Origin of the sequence: Spiribacter roseus (assembly GCF_002813635.1) — a bacterium.
Lineage (GTDB): Bacteria > Pseudomonadota > Gammaproteobacteria > Nitrococcales > Nitrococcaceae > Spiribacter > Spiribacter roseus.
In genome coordinates, this window is the sequence record NZ_CP016382.1 from 395,041 (window position 1) to 409,722 (window position 14,682).

The 14,682-nt window shown below is 65.9% G+C and carries 11 protein-coding genes and 6 tRNA genes; 15 read left to right on the forward strand and 2 right to left on the reverse strand.

Translation table 11 applies throughout. From position 1 onward, the window contains the following. Positions 1 to 1,125, reverse strand: a complete 1,125-nt coding sequence (locus BBH56_RS02010; RefSeq protein ID WP_144347725.1) for a DEAD/DEAH box helicase — start codon at positions 1,123 to 1,125, stop codon at positions 1 to 3. A gap of 112 nt (positions 1,126 to 1,237) precedes the next feature. On the opposite strand from BBH56_RS02010, the gene BBH56_RS02015 reads away from it, so the two are divergent. From BBH56_RS02015 to BBH56_RS02030, 4 genes are all read left to right on the forward strand, one after another. Further along, positions 1,238 to 1,314, forward strand: a tRNA-Pro gene (locus BBH56_RS02015). Positions 1,315 to 1,340: 26 nt separating this feature from the next. Continuing rightward, positions 1,341 to 1,417, forward strand: a tRNA-His gene (locus BBH56_RS02020). Positions 1,418 to 1,428: 11 nt separating this feature from the next. Then, a tRNA-Lys gene (locus BBH56_RS02025) sits at positions 1,429 to 1,504 on the forward strand. 43 nt (positions 1,505 to 1,547) lie between these two features. Next, positions 1,548 to 2,183, forward strand: coding sequence for a shikimate kinase (locus BBH56_RS02030; RefSeq protein ID WP_148121767.1), 636 nt, complete (start codon positions 1,548 to 1,550; stop codon positions 2,181 to 2,183). On the opposite strand, the gene BBH56_RS02035 is transcribed toward BBH56_RS02030, so the two are convergent. Further along, a complete protein-coding gene (locus BBH56_RS02035) occupies positions 2,177 to 2,767 on the reverse strand; it encodes a YceI family protein (RefSeq protein ID WP_186295100.1) in 591 nt (196 codons plus the stop codon). The genes BBH56_RS02030 and BBH56_RS02035 overlap by 7 nt on opposite strands. A gap of 159 nt (positions 2,768 to 2,926) precedes the next feature. On the opposite strand from BBH56_RS02035, the gene BBH56_RS02040 reads away from it, so the two are divergent. The 11 genes from BBH56_RS02040 to BBH56_RS02090 all read left to right on the forward strand — a co-directional run bounded on the left by BBH56_RS02040 (position 2,927) and on the right by BBH56_RS02090 (position 14,658). After that, a complete protein-coding gene (locus BBH56_RS02040) occupies positions 2,927 to 3,478 on the forward strand; it encodes a DUF427 domain-containing protein (RefSeq protein ID WP_148122709.1) in 552 nt (183 codons plus the stop codon). A gap of 5 nt (positions 3,479 to 3,483) precedes the next feature. Further along, a complete protein-coding gene (locus tag BBH56_RS02045; protein WP_148121768.1) occupies positions 3,484 to 6,138 on the forward strand; it encodes a cation-translocating P-type ATPase in 2,655 nt (884 codons plus the stop codon). A gap of 50 nt (positions 6,139 to 6,188) precedes the next feature. Further along, a tRNA-Leu gene (locus tag BBH56_RS02050) sits at positions 6,189 to 6,276 on the forward strand. An 18-nt stretch (positions 6,277 to 6,294) separates the two neighbouring features. After that, positions 6,295 to 7,638, forward strand: coding sequence for a trigger factor (tig, locus tag BBH56_RS02055; protein WP_148121769.1), 1,344 nt, complete (start codon positions 6,295 to 6,297; stop codon positions 7,636 to 7,638). A gap of 2 nt (positions 7,639 to 7,640) precedes the next feature. Continuing rightward, complete coding sequence (clpP, locus tag BBH56_RS02060) at positions 7,641 to 8,276, forward strand: ATP-dependent Clp endopeptidase proteolytic subunit ClpP (protein WP_110883140.1); 636 nt, start codon at positions 7,641 to 7,643, stop codon at positions 8,274 to 8,276. 73 nt (positions 8,277 to 8,349) lie between these two features. After that, positions 8,350 to 9,633, forward strand: coding sequence for an ATP-dependent Clp protease ATP-binding subunit ClpX (gene clpX, locus BBH56_RS02065; protein ID WP_110883139.1), 1,284 nt, complete (start codon positions 8,350 to 8,352; stop codon positions 9,631 to 9,633). A 36-nt stretch (positions 9,634 to 9,669) separates the two neighbouring features. After that, on the forward strand, positions 9,670 to 12,087 hold the full coding sequence (gene lon, locus BBH56_RS02070) for an endopeptidase La (protein WP_148121770.1): 2,418 nt from the start codon (positions 9,670 to 9,672) through the stop codon (positions 12,085 to 12,087). Between the two features lie 147 nt (positions 12,088 to 12,234). Next, entirely contained in the window at positions 12,235 to 12,507 is a 273-nt protein-coding gene (locus BBH56_RS02075; RefSeq protein ID WP_110883137.1) for an HU family DNA-binding protein, read from the forward strand. Between the two features lie 14 nt (positions 12,508 to 12,521). Next, a tRNA-Val gene (locus tag BBH56_RS02080) sits at positions 12,522 to 12,597 on the forward strand. Between the two features lie 11 nt (positions 12,598 to 12,608). Further along, positions 12,609 to 12,685: transfer RNA gene (locus BBH56_RS02085), tRNA-Asp, on the forward strand. A gap of 59 nt (positions 12,686 to 12,744) precedes the next feature. After that, on the forward strand, positions 12,745 to 14,658 hold the full coding sequence (locus BBH56_RS02090) for a SurA N-terminal domain-containing protein (protein WP_148121771.1): 1,914 nt from the start codon (positions 12,745 to 12,747) through the stop codon (positions 14,656 to 14,658). The last annotated feature ends 24 nt before the right edge of the window (positions 14,659 to 14,682 follow it).

Consider the following 14,682-nt stretch of genomic DNA (forward strand, 5'->3'; position numbering starts at 1 on the left):
TCAGGCGGCGGCGTCGGCGCGCCGCAGGGAGCGCTTGAGCAGGCGCTCGATGCCTTTCAGCAGTTTGCCCTCATCCGGCGCCACCAGCGAAATCGCCTCACCGGAATTGCCGGCACGACCGGTGCGACCAATGCGATGGACGTAGTCCTCGGCCACATGCGGCAGGTCAAAGTTGACCACATGGGGCAGCTGGTCGATGTCGAGCCCGCGGGCGGCGATGTCGGTGGCCACCAGAACCCGCACGTGACCCTTTTTAAAACCATCCAGCGCCTTGGTGCGCGCCGTCTGGCTCTTGTTGCCATGAATCGCGGCGGTGCTCAGCCCATCCTTGTCGAGCTGTTTGCTCAGGTTGTTGGCGCCGTGCTTGGTGCGGGTGAACACCAGCACCTGCTGCCAGTCGCCCTCGCGGATCAGGCGGCTTAGCAGCGGCCGCTTCTCAGCCTTGTCCAGGCGATAGACCGACTGCTCCACCGTGTCGGCGGCACTGTGCTTGGGGGCGACGTCGATTTCGACAGGGTTTTTCAGCATGCCCCCGGCAAGCTGGCGGATCTCGCGGGAGAAAGTGGCCGAGAACATCAGCGTCTGCCGCTCGGTGGGCAGCTTTTTCATGACCTTGCGGATGTCGTGAATGAAGCCCATGTCGAGCATGCGGTCGGCTTCATCCAGTACCACGCTCTCGACGCGGTCGAGGCGCAGGTTGTCGCGCTGGAGGTGATCGAGCAGGCGTCCCGGGGTGGCGATGACAATATCGACCCCCTTGCGCAGACGATCGATCTGGGGCTGCATGCCAACGCCGCCGAATATGACAGCCGAGCGCAGCGGCAGATTGCGGCCGTACTGCTTGACACTGTCATGGATCTGGGCCGCCAGCTCGCGGGTGGGGGCAATAATGAGCAGCCGCACGGGGCGGCGCTTGCCCTGGGGTTCGACCGCGGCAAGCCGCTGGAGCAGCGGCAGAGTGAAGGCGGCGGTCTTGCCGGTGCCGGTCTGGGCGGCGCCGAGGAGGTCTTTGCCGTCAAGGACCTGAGGGATGGCCTGCTCTTGAATGGACGTCGGGGTGGTGTAGCCCGATGCCTTCACGGCGTCGAGCAGTTCGGTCTGGAGACCGAAATCATCAAATGTCATCGAATGGTTACTCCTTGTGATCAGCACCACTATACGCGCATTGACCGCCAGTAGGGGGCTCAGTATTATTTCGGGATTCCTGACGAATGCGGCGGGAATCCTGCGGACGAAGCGGGGTGTAGCGCAGCCTGGTAGCGCGCCTGCTTTGGGAGCAGGATGTCGGGGGTTCAAATCCCTCCACCCCGACCAGCCATACCGCAGGAAAACAATCGGTGGTGGGCGTAGCTCAGTTAGGTAGAGCTCCGGATTGTGGCTCCGGTGGTCGTGGGTTCAAGTCCCATCGCTCACCCCACCTTTTTCGATGGGCCGTTAGCTCAATTGGTAGAGCAGCTGACTCTTAATCAGTTGGTTGAAGGTTCGAGTCCTTCACGGCCCACCATCCGATCCCGACCACCCGGCAACCTCATTCACGGAGCAATGCCTTGTCCGGCGACCCGCTGAGCCGCCTCAGCCGCTATCACCCGGTCGTGATTGAAGGCGCCGGCGGGCGCGACGATCGTGACCCGGCCGTCGTGGCCGAGCGGCTTGGCGAGCGCCTGCAGGTGCACTGGCAGTCCCGACCCGATTCCCGGACCCCCTTGTTGATCACCCAGGGCGATCCGCGCGAGGCGCGGGGCATCGCGGCGATCACGCCACGGGTCGCAGAGCGGCTGTCACTGGATCGTGGACTGGTCTGCCTGGATGAGGCGATTGCCCCCTACCACGCCCGCGATGCCGATCGGCAGGGGGTGATCACCGAGTTCCGCTATTCGCAGCTTGAAGCCTGTCTGGAAGCCGCCAGCCCCGGGGCCATCACCCGCCTGGAAACGGCGGTGGACGAGGCCATTGCCACCAAGAACGCCCGGCGCAGGGCGCAGGGGCAGCCGCCCCTGAAGGCCTATTTCCGCGATTTCGCCCTGCTCCAGGAGGTCACCAAGGCCGCCTGTCGGCAGGTCTGCGGGGCGATCACCGTCGCCCATACCGACTCCACGGTCCATGAGTTTTCGGTGACCAGCTTCTATACCGTCGGCCTGTCGCTGGGGTGGATCGACCCCGGCGACATGCTGATGACCTACTGACGGATGCCCTCGACCTCAAGCTGGATGTAGACGGTCTCGCTGGCCGGGCCCAGATTGTAGTCGATGCCATAGTCGGCGAGCTGGAACGAGGTCTCGCCGGTGAAGCCCGCGCGATAGCCGCCCCATGGATCCTCGCCTTCGCCGATCTTCTCCACATCAATACTGATCGGTCGGGTCACACCGCGCAGCGTGAACTCGCCCTCGAGCGTGGCCGTGCCGTCGCCGTGGGGGATGTAGTCGGTGCTGACGAAACCGGCCTCCGGATGGGACTCGACCGCCAGAAAGTCGTCGCTGCGCAGATGCTCATCGCGTTCGGCGTGATTGGAATCAACGCTGGCCGGATCAATATCCACCGAGATGCTCGCCGCCTCGGGGTTGTCGGCGTCGTAGCTGAACTGGCCACTGAAGTCGTTGAAGCGTCCCGTCAGCCAGCTGTAGCCGAGGTGGCTGATGCGGAAGTTGATGGAGGCATGGGCGCCTTCGGTGTCAATGACATAGTCCGCCGCCATGGCCGGGGCGCTCAGCCATGCCCCGGCAAGGATCAGACTGCCCAGCACGGGGCGGGTGATGCGATGGTCGACCATCGGGGTGTCTCCTGATAGGTGAATGAACAATGCTCCACGGTACGCGAAGCCCCTGTCTGCATCGAGCCCTTCAGGATCCGCGTCACGCCCGCGGCGACTGGCACAATCTTCGGTCCCGTGTTGCAATGCACCAAACGCGATTTGGACGAGGAGGGCGCCATGACGGATCCCACGGACATCAGCGCGCGCCGCGAGGCCTGGCGCTACAAAGGGGGTGATCGGCCGGATTTTGCGGTTGAGCCCGGGCCCGGGCAGGAGTCGGTCTGGGACTATCCCCGCCCGCCGGCCTACGAACCGGACCCGCGTGGGGTCAGCGTCAGCCTGGACGGTCACCCGGTGGCCCGCAGCGATCACGCCATCCGCGTCAAGGAGACCGGCAGCCCGCCGGCCTTCTACCTGCCGCCCGAGGCGGTGGAGTCCCGCTGGCTGCGGCCGTCATCACAGCGCACCTTCTGCGAATGGAAGGGCGAGGCGGAGTACTTTGACGTGGTCACGCCCACGGCGGTGGCCGAGGCGGCCGTCTGGCGCTATCCGGCCCCATTGCCGGGGGCGGAGTCCATCGCCGGCTGGTACTCGCTGTATCCGGAGCAACTCACCTGTTACGTCGGCGACGAGCCGGTCAAGGCCCAGTCGGGCCGCTACTACGGCGGCTGGGTGACCGATGAGCTGGTTGGCCCGTGGAAGGGTGAGGCCGGCACCGGTCACTGGTAGCGCCGATGGACTGGCACGCACGCAGCGTCGAGACCACCGTCGACCAGCTCGACACCAAGCGCGGCGGGCTCGATGAATCCGAGGTGGCCCAGCGGCTCGAGCGCTACGGTGCCAACCGCCAACGTCCCCCGGCGCGCCGCAGCGCGTTCCAGCGCCTGATCAGCCAGTTCCGCAACCTGCTGATCTATCTGTTGCTGGCGGCCGCGGTCATCACCGCGGCGCTGGGACATTGGATCGACTCCGGGGTCATCGTGGCGGTGGTGCTGATCAACGCGGTGATCGGCTACATCCAGGAGGGCAAGGCCGAGAGCGCCATGGCCGCCATCCGCGGAATGCTCGCCCCGGAAGCCACGGTGCGGCGCGACGGCCGGCGCCAGACGGTGGATGCCGCCCGGGTGGTGCCGGGGGATGTGCTGATCCTTGAACCCGGCGCCAAGGTCAGCGCCGATGTGCGCCTGATCCGCACGAGCGGCCTCGCCGTCGACGAGTCGGCACTGACCGGCGAGTCGGTGCCCGTGGACAAGACCCACGAGCCGGTCGAAGCCGGGGCCAGTCTGGGGGACCGGCGCTCGATGGCGTTCGCCGGCACGCTGGTGACCGCCGGCGAGGGCGAAGGTCTCGTGGTGGAGACCGGGGACCGGACCGAGCTCGGCCAGGTCACCGAAATGCTCTCGCGGGTCGAGACACTGACCACGCCGCTGCTGCGTCATCTCGATCAGCTGGGACGCCAGCTGGCGGTGATCATCGTCGCGGCCGGGGCGGCGACCGCCGTGGCCGGGGTGCTGCTGCACGGGTTCTCGCCGGTGGCGATGTTCATGGCGGCGGTCGGCCTGGCGGTGGCCGCGATCCCGGAGGGCCTGCCCGCGATCGTCACCATCACCCTCGCTCTCGGGGTGCGCCGGCTGGCGAGCCGCAATGCCATTGTGCGACGTCTGCCGGCGGTGGAAACGCTGGGCGCGGTCACGGTGATCTGCTCGGATAAGACCGGCACGCTCACGCGCAACGAAATGACCGTCCAGGCGTTGCTGCTGGCCGATGGGCTGCAGACCGTCGATCCGCAGCACGACCCGCCACACGGCGACACCGCCCGGGTGCTGGCCGAGGCGGTCACGCTCTGCAGCGATGCGACCATTACGCCGGACAGCACCGGCGAGACGCAGGTCAGTGGCGATCCCATGGAGGTTGCGCTGCTGCATCTGGCGGCGGCCAGTGATGTCGATGTCGAGGCCTGGCGGTCGCAGCACCCGCGGGTCGACAGCATTCCGTTTGATGCCGGGCATCGCTACATGGCCACGCAACATGGTGAGGGCGAGGCCCGGCGGCTGGTGGTCAAGGGCGCGCCGGAAGCCATCGTGCCGCGCTGCGACCGGGTGCTCACCGGCGCCGGTACCGCGGCACTGGATGAAGCGGCGTGGCATGGTCGCGCCGAGGAGCTGGCCGGCCGCGGGCTGCGCCTGCTGGCGGTGGCGGAGCAGCGCGGCGATGACGCGGCGGTGGACCTGCACCAGGAGGCGGGCCCCGGTTCGCTTGTACTGATCGGCCTGGTCGGCATCATCGACCCGCCCCGGCGCGAGGCGATCGATGCGGTGGCGGCGGCCCAGCGGGCGGGCATCCGCATTAAGATGATCACCGGCGACCACGCGGTGACCGCCGCGGCGATCGGCCGTCAGCTGGGGCTGGGAGACGAAACCCGCGGGGTGACCGGCGCCGCCCTCGAGGCCATGGACGACGATGAGTTCCAGCGCACCGCCGCCGGGCGTTCGGTGTTCGCGCGGGTGTCACCGGCTCACAAACTGCGCCTGGTGGAGGCCCTGCAGGCCGATGGGCAGGTGGTGGCGATGACCGGCGACGGCGTCAATGATGCCCCGGCGCTGAAGCGCGCGGATGTCGGCGTGTCCATGGGGCGGGGGGGCACCGATGCCGCCCGCGAGTCCTCGGAGATCGTTCTCGCCGACGACAACTTCGCGACCATCGAGGCGGCCGTCCACGAAGGGCGCGTCGTCTACGACAATATCGTCAAGTCGATCCTGTTCATCCTGCCCACCAATGCCGCCCAGGCCCTGCTGTTGGTGGTGGCCGTGATGGCGGGCCTGGTCCTGCCGGTGACGCCGGTCCAGATCCTCTGGGTGAACATGATCACCGCGGTGACACTGGCGCTGGCGCTGGCCTTCGAGCCCGCCGAAGAGGCCGTCATGGAGCGACCGCCACGCCCCGTCGATGCGGCGCTGATCCCCCCGGGCATGAGCATGCGGCTGGGGCTGGTGGCTCTGGTGATGCTGGGCGGAACGCTGGCGGTGTTCCTCAGTGAGCAGGCCGCGGGGCGCGATCTGGCCGAGGTGCGCACGCTGACCATCAATACCCTGGTGCTGTTCGAGGTCTGGTATCTGTTCTCGGCCCGCCGCCTGCATGCCGGCACCCTCAATCGCGGTGGGCTGCTGGGAAACCGCTACGTGCTGGGCGCCATCGCCGTGATCGTGCTCGCCCAGCTGCTGTTCACCTATGCGCCGCCCCTGCAGCTGCTGTTCGACACCCGCGCGCTGGGTCTGCGGGACTGGCTGGTCGCGGTGCTCGTCAGTCTGCCGGTGGTGGCGGTGGTCGAGGGCCATAAGGCTTGGCAGCGGCGCCGCCCGGCGCAGGACGGGCGCGTCCATCGGGGTTAGCTTTTGCCGGATGCGGCATGCCGGTATACTGCGTGATGACGTTTTACTGCGCGAAAGTGGCGGAACTGGTAGACGCGCTGGGTTTAGGTCCCAGTGGGGCATCCCCCCGTGCGAGTTCGAGTCTCGCCTTTCGCACCAAAAATCCAGAGGTAGGTAATGCAAGTATCGGTGGAGTCGGGCGACGGCCTGCAGCGTACGTTGAAGGTCCAGGTGCCCTCCGAACAGGTGGACGGCAAGGTCGATGAAAAGCTGCGCGAGATGCGTGGCCAGGTCCGCCTGCAGGGGTTCCGGCCCGGCAAGGTGCCCATGAAAGTCGTGGAAAAGCGCTATGGGCCGCAGGTGCGCAGCGAGGTGCTCGACGAAGTGGTGCGGACCACTTATTCCGAGGCGCTCGAGCAGGAGTCGCTCCGGCCCGCCGGCACGCCCGATATCCAGCCGCTGACGGTGGAGCCCGGTAAGGATCTGGAGTACGAAGCGCGCTTCGAGGTGATCCCCGATATCGAGGTCGAGGGTATCGAGTCCATTGAGCTTGAGCGCCCGGCGGTGGATATCGAGGCCGCCGACGTGGATCGCATCCTCGACCGGCTGCGGCGTCAGCACGCCGAGTACACCGAGGTCGAGCGCGCGGCCGCGGAGGGTGATCGCGTGACCATCGATTTCGACGGCCGGGTCGATGGCGAGGAGTTCGAGGGCAACCAGGGCGAAGACGTTGAAGTCACCTTGGGCGACGGGCAGATGCCCGGCCCCTTCGAAGAGGCGCTGACCGGCATGCAGGCCGGTGATCAGAAGACCATCCGCTATACCTTCCCCGATGGCTTTCCGGATACCACGATCGCCGGGCGTGAGGCTGAGTTCGCCGTGACCATGAAAAAGGTCGAAGCCCCGGAGCTGCCGGAAGCGGACGAGGCCTTTGCCGAGACCCTGGGCATTGAAGGCGGCGTCGAGGCACTGCGCACGCGCATCGCCGAGAGCCTCGAACGGGAACGCGACCAGGCGGTTCGTAGTCGGATCAAGAACCAGGTGATGAATGCGCTGGTCGAACGCCACGAGGTGACGCTGCCACGCACGCTGGTGGATCAGGAGATCGAGCAGGTCCGTGAGCAGACGCTCGAGCAGATGCGTCAGGCCGGCGCCGCGGGAGACGATCCCGATCTGCCGGCGGATCGTTTCGAAGAAGAGGCCCAGCGGCGGGTCAAGCTGGGGCTGCTGGTCAACGAAGTGGTCCGGGCGAACAGCATCGAGATCGATCCCGAGCGTATGCAGTCGGCGCTGCAGCGGATCGCCGCCGGCTACGAACAGCCGCAGCAGGTCATGCAGCACTACCTGCAGAACCAGGAGGCCATGCAGAGCCTGCAGCTCCAGGTGATGGAGGATCAGGTGGTCGACTGGGTGCTCGAGCGGGCCAGTGTCGTGGAAAAACCGATGAGTCTCGACGCGCTTACCAGTGGCGTCGAGGATGAAGACAGCACCGAGACCAAAAACGGTCAGGAGTCAGAGTGAACATGAGCGAAGAGCGCCCCGATAACGGCCCGATGGCCACCGGCCTCGTGCCGATGGTGGTCGAGCAGACGGCACGTGGCGAGCGTGCATTTGATATCTATTCGCGGCTGCTCAAGGAGCGGGTGATATTCCTGGTGGGGCCGGTGGAGGATCATCAGGCCAATCTGCTGATCGCCCAGCTGCTGTTCCTGGAGTCGGAAAACCCCGATAAGGATATCCACTTCTACATCAACAGCCCCGGTGGCATGGTCACGGCGGGGCTCGCGATCTACGACACCATGCAGTTCATCAAGCCCGACATCAGCACCGTGTGCATTGGTCAGGCGGCCAGCATGGGCTCGCTGCTGCTGGCGGCGGGTGCGGCGGGCAAGCGCTTCGCGCTGCCCAACTCGCGGGTCATGATCCATCAGCCGCTGGGCGGCTTCCAGGGTCAGGCAACGGATATCGACATCCATGCCCGTGAGATCCTCAACACCCGCGAGCGTCTCAACGGCATTCTGGCCCATCACACCGGTCAGCCCATCGAGACGATCGCCCAGGATACCGAGCGTGACAACTTCATGGATCCCGAGGCGGCGCGCGACTATGGCCTGGTGGACCAGGTCCTGACCGATCGCAGCAAGCTGCCGCTCGAGTAGCGGCGCCTTGCGTGCCCGTGGAAAAGCGGGCATCGTCGAAATTGACTGTTTCTGGCATGCACAAAGGTAGCCCATGACTGACAAAAATGATGGCGGTCGCGGCGACGACAACGGCAAGCCGCTCCACTGCTCATTCTGCGGCAAGAGCCAGCACGAGGTACGCAAGCTCATTGCGGGGCCCTCTGTGTTTGTCTGCGATGAGTGTGTCGAGCTCTGCAACGACATCATCCGCGAGGAAATGGAGGAGGCGAGCGCCGAGAAGAGCGCGAGCCTGCCCAAGCCCCATGAGATCAACGCCGAGCTTGACGGACACGTCATCGGGCAGGACCACGCCAAAAAGGTCCTGTCAGTGGCGGTCTACAATCACTACAAGCGCATGCAGGCCCCCCAGGGCCGCGATGACGTCGAGCTCAACAAGAGCAACATCCTGCTCATCGGCCCCACCGGTTCGGGTAAGACGCTGCTCGCCGAGACGCTGGCCCGTCTGCTGGACGTGCCCTTCACCATTGCCGATGCCACCACGCTGACCGAGGCGGGGTATGTCGGCGAGGACGTCGAGAACATCATTCAGAAGCTCCTGCAGCGGTGTGATTACGACGTTGAGAAGGCGCAGCGCGGGATTGTCTACATCGACGAGATCGACAAGGTCTCGCGCAAGGCGGACAACCCCTCGATCACCCGTGATGTCTCGGGCGAAGGTGTCCAGCAGGCGCTGCTCAAGCTCATCGAGGGCACCACCGCGTCGGTGCCGCCCCAGGGCGGGCGCAAGCACCCGCAGCAGGAGTTCCTGCAGGTCGACACCAGCAATATCCTGTTCATCTGTGGTGGTGCGTTCGCCGGCCTGGAGAAGGTCATCGAGCAGCGCTCCGAGAAGGGCGGCATCGGTTTCTCCGCCGAAATCAAGGACGCCTCGCAGCAGAAGGCCGTGGGCGAGACGCTTCGGGATGTCGAGCCCGAGGATCTGATGCGCTACGGGCTGATCCCCGAGTTCGTGGGACGGCTGCCCGTGGTGGCTACGCTCAACGAGCTCGATGAGGATGCGCTGGTGCAGATCCTCCGTGAGCCCAAGAACGCGCTGGTCAAGCAGTTCCATCGCCTCTTCGAGATGGAAAACGTCGAACTCGAGTTCCGCGACGAGGCGCTCTACGAAGTCGCACGCAAGGCCATCGCCCGCAACACCGGGGCGCGGGGACTGCGGACGCTGGTCGAGCATGTCCTGCTGGATACCATGTACGAGCTCCCCTCGCTCGACAATGTCAGCAAGGTCGTGGTGGATGACGCGGTCATCCGCGGCGAGACGGCCCCCTATCTCATCTATGATGGCTCGGAGCAGCAGCCTGCCGCGGCGTCGGACTGACCCGCGGCCGGGCAGCCCGGCCCCAAGAGGATTCCTATGACTCAGGAACTGACGCCGGCGAGCGGCACCGCCATGGCGGTGCTGCCGCTGCGCGATGTCGTCGTCTACCCGCACATGGTCATTCCGCTGTTCGTCGGTCGGGAGAAGTCCATCGAGGCCCTCGAGCGGGCGATGACCGAGGACAAGCGGATACTGCTGGTCGCCCAGCACAGCGCCGAGGTGGACGACCCGGCGGCGGGTCATCTCTACACCGTGGGCACCATCGCCAATATCCTGCAGATGCTCAAGCTCCCCGATGGCACCGTCAAAGTGCTGGTGGAGGGGGTCGAGCGTGCCCAGGTCGCCGATCTTGACGACGCGCACGGCCATTTCGCCGCCAGCGCCGTATCGCTGCCGGATGAGTCGGTGGAGGGCAACGACGAAGTCGAGGTCATGATCCGCTCGCTGATGTCGCTGTTCGAGCAGTACGTCAAGCTCAACAAGAAGGTCCCGCCCGAGGTGCTGTCCTCGCTGCAGGGCATTGAAGCCCCGGGACGGCTTGCCGACACCATCGCGGCGCACATGAGCCTGAAGATCGACGAAAAGCAGGCCATCCTCGAAATGGAGAACCCGGCCCGACGGCTTGAGCACCTGATGGGGCTGATCGAGGGCGAGCTGGACGTGCTGCAGGTCGAAAAGCGCATCCGTGGCCGCGTCAAGCAGCAGATGGAGAAGTCGCAGCGCGAGTACTACCTGAATGAGCAGATGAAGGCCATTCAGAAAGAGCTCGGCGAGATGGACGACGCCCCCAACGAGGTGGAGGATCTCGAGCAGAAGATCGAGGCCGCGGGCATGTCCAGCGAGGCGCGCGAGAAAGCCGATCAGGAGCTCAACAAGCTCAGGATGATGTCGCCCATGTCCGCCGAGGCGACGGTGGTGCGCAGCTACCTCGAGTGGATGGTGGCGCTGCCCTGGAAAAAGCGCACCCGCGTGCGCCACGACCTGGGCCGGGCCGAAGCGATTCTCGATGCGGACCACTACGGGCTTGAGAAGGTCAAGGAACGGATTCTCGAGTATCTGGCCGTCCAGCAGCGGGTGCGCAAACTCAAAGGCCCCATCCTGTGCCTGGTGGGGCCACCGGGTGTCGGTAAGACCTCGCTGGGCGAGTCCATCGCGCGCTCGATCAACCGCCGCTTTGTGCGTATGTCGCTGGGCGGTGTCCGTGACGAGGCCGAAATCCGCGGTCATCGGCGGACCTACATCGGCTCGCTGCCGGGTAAGATCGTCCAGAAGCTCACCAAGGTGGGCAAGCGCAATCCGCTGTTCCTGCTCGACGAAGTCGACAAGATGGCGATGGATTTTCGGGGCGATCCGGCCTCGGCACTGCTCGAGGTGCTCGACCCCGAGCAGAACGCCACCTTCAACGATCACTATCTGGAAGTGGACTTCGACCTCTCCGACGTCATGTTCGTGTGTACGGCGAACACCCTGGATATTCCCGGGCCGCTGCTCGATCGCATGGAGGTCATCCGCCTGTCCGGTTATACCGAGGAGGAGAAGGTCAACATCGCCCGGCACTACCTGCTGCCCAAGCAGATCAAGGCCAACGGCCTCAAGCCCGGCGAGCTGGAAGTCAGCGACAACGCGCTGCGCGACATCGCCCGCTACTACACGCGCGAGGCCGGTGTCCGCAACTTCGAGCGCGAGGTGGCCAAGATCGCCCGGCGGGTGGTCAAGGAGGTGCTGATCAAGCCGCGCGACAAGGCGGTCCAGGTCAACACGCAGAACCTCGATAAGTATTTGGGCGTGCGGCGTCATCGCTATGGCGTCGCCGAGACCAGCGATCAGGTGGGTCGGGTCACCGGGCTGGCCTGGACCGAGGTCGGCGGCGAGCTGCTCACCATCGAGAGTGCCGTGGTGCCGGGCAAGGGCCGGTTACAGAATACCGGTCAGCTGGGCGATGTCATGAAGGAGTCGATTCACGCGGCGCAGACCGTGATGCGCAGCCGCTCGGCGTCACTCGGCATTCCCGCCGACTTCCACGCCGGTCACGACATCCATATCCACGTCCCCGAGGGCGCCATCCCCAAGGATGGACCCAGTGCGGGCATCGGCATGTGTACGGCGCTGATCTCCGCGGCCACCGGGATACCGGTGTCCGCGGCAGTGGCGATGACCGGCGAGATCACCCTGCGGGGCGAGGTGCTGCCCATCGGCGGGCTCAAGGAAAAGCTCCTGGCGGCGCTGCGCGGGGGGATCCGCACGGTGTTGATCCCGGCGGACAACCGCAAGGATCTGGCCGATATCCCACGCGACATCCAGTCGAAGCTGGATATCCGCACCGTGCGCTGGATGGATGAAGTGCTGGCCGCCGCGCTGGTCTCGCAACCGGTCGCGCTTGCCGGGGCGGGTGAGCCGGTGGCCGAGACCGGCAGTGGCCAGGAGGCCCCCACGACCAGCCAACGCCCGCACTGAAAGGCTTTGTCGTTTGACAGCGACCAACCTCACAATGCTTAATGATCTGGCGCTATGCGATTGTCGTTGGGAGGGCGTAGCGATAGCATGCGAGTCAGCCGACCAACGGGCGATCATTGATAGAATAATTTCGAAGGGGATTCATCCATGAACAAGTCTGAACTCATCGACGCCGTCGCCGAATCGGCCGACCTGTCCAAGGCCGACGCCACCAAGGCGGTTGATGCCTTTGCCTCCACCGTGACGGATGCGCTCAATCAGGGTGACCAGGTCACGCTGGTCGGCTTCGGGACCTTCACCGTGCGCGAGCGCGCGGCGCGGACCGGTCGCAACCCGCGGACCGGCGAGTCCATCAACATCGCGGCCTCGAAAGTGCCCGGCTTCAAGGCTGGCAAGGCACTCAAGGATGCGGTAAACTAAGCGCCGCTTTATCGGGGTGGTTAGCTCAGTTGGGAGAGCGTCGCCCTTACAAGGCGAATGTCGGGGGTTCGAACCCCTCACCACCCACCAAGGTGAAAAACGGAGCGGTAGTTCAGCAGGTTAGAATGCCGGCCTGTCACGCCGGAGGTCGCGGGTTCGAATCCCGTCCGCTCCGCCATACAATCCCACCCTCAGGAAGGCGCCCCAAGGCGCCTTTTTGTTATACGGAATCCAACCATGCTGCTCTCCATCAGAGATCGAACCAGCGGCTGGATCGCCTACGTCATCGTGGGCCTGCTGGTGATCCCCTTCGCCCTGTTCGGGCTGTATAACTATGTCGGCAATGGCGGCCCCCAGGTGGTGGCGACCGTCGGGGATGCCGAGATTACCCGCACCCAGCTTGATCAGGCCTATCAGCAGCGCCAGTCGGAACTGCGCCGCATGCTGGGCGATCAGTACGATCCCGCCGTGTTCAGCACGGACAATCTGCGCCGGCAGGTCCTCGAGCAGCTCATCGATCGCCAGGCGCTGATCAACTACGCCCGTGACAAGCGGTTGCGGGCCAGCGACGCCGATGTCTCGCAGGCGGTGCGCAGCCAGTCCATGTTCCAGGTGGATGGAAGCTTTTCCACCGAGCGCTATCAGAGCCTTCTGCAGCAGAACAACCTGACCGCGGAGGCCTACGAGTCCCAGATCCGCCGCGACCTGTCGATTTCACTGCTCCAGCGCGCGGTACAGTCCACGACCTTTACCCCGGAGCAGACGGTGGACCGCCTGATCGCCCTCCAGGCGCAGCAGCGCCGGCTCAGCTGGGCCACCCTCGAGACCGCGGACTACCGCGACACCATCGAGGTGACCGATGCCGATCTGCAGGAATGGTATGAGGCGAACCGTGAACGGTTCCGCGAACCCGAACAGGTCCAGCTGCGTTATCTGAGCCTGTCGGCGGAGGCCATTGCCCCGAGCATCGAGGTCTCGGCGTCGGCGGTGCGCGAGCGCTATGACGAGCGGGCCAGCGGCAGTGGCGAGGACGCGGCGCGTACGGTTCGGCATATCCTCGCGGCGGTCCCCGAGGACGCCGATGAGGCGGCGGTGAGTTCGGCGCGTCAGACCGTCGAGGCGGCCCGCGAGCGGATTCGCGGGGGCGAGTCCTTCGCCGCGGTGGCCGAGGCGGTCTCGGATGATTCGGGGTCGGCGGCGCAGGGCGGTTCGCTGGGCGTGATCGAGCAGGCGGATGTGGCCGATGCGTTTGCCGAGGCCGCCTGGTCGTTGCAGCCCGGTGAGCTGAGCGAGCCGGTCCGCACGCCGTTTGGCTGGCACCTGATCGAGGTGACCGATGTGCAGGTGGCGGAGTTGCCGCCTTTCGAGCAGATGCGCGATTCCATCCGCGAGGACATCGCCATGGAGCGTGCCGAGCGGCGCGTGACCGAGCAGATCAACACCGTTGAGACGCTTGCCTTCGAGAACCCGACCACGCTGGAGCCGGCGGCCGACGCGGTGGGCATCCCCGTCGAATCCACGGAGTGGATCGATGCCGCCGCCGATGGCAGTGGCGTTGCCGGCGATCCGGCGGTGCTTGAGACCGCCTTCAGCGACGCCATGCTGGATAATCGTGAGAACAGCGATCTGATCGAACGCGAAGACGGCGGTTACGCCGTGGTCCGGGTGACCGATTACCGATCCGCACGGGTCCGGCCGCTGGACGAGGTCCGCGAGCAGGCCCGCACCGCCTATCTGGACGAGAAAGCCGCCGCCGCCGCGCGGGCGGACGCCCAGCGGATCGCCGACGCGGTCAACGCCGGTGACTCGTTACAGAGTGTGGCCGATGGCATCGAATCGGCGCAGTACACCGCCCCCACCCTTGGTGGGCGCAATGACCGGTCACTGCCGGCCGGCGTTCGCGAGCGGGGCTTTCGGCTGAGCGGCCCGGCGGGCAGCGGTGACCGGGCCGGCGTCGGTCGCCTGGCCAACGGCTGGGCCGCCGTGGCGGTGGAGGCGGTGGAGCCCGGCGACCCGTCCGAGGTCGGTGCGGAACGTCGCGGTCAGCTCAGGCAGACGCTGAGTGAGCTGGACGGCGAGGCGAGTGTGCAGGCCGTGGTCGCGGCACTCCGCGACCGGGCGGATGTGGAGATTCGCAAAAGCAATCTCTGATCGTCGCTGCCGGGCGAGGGCGGG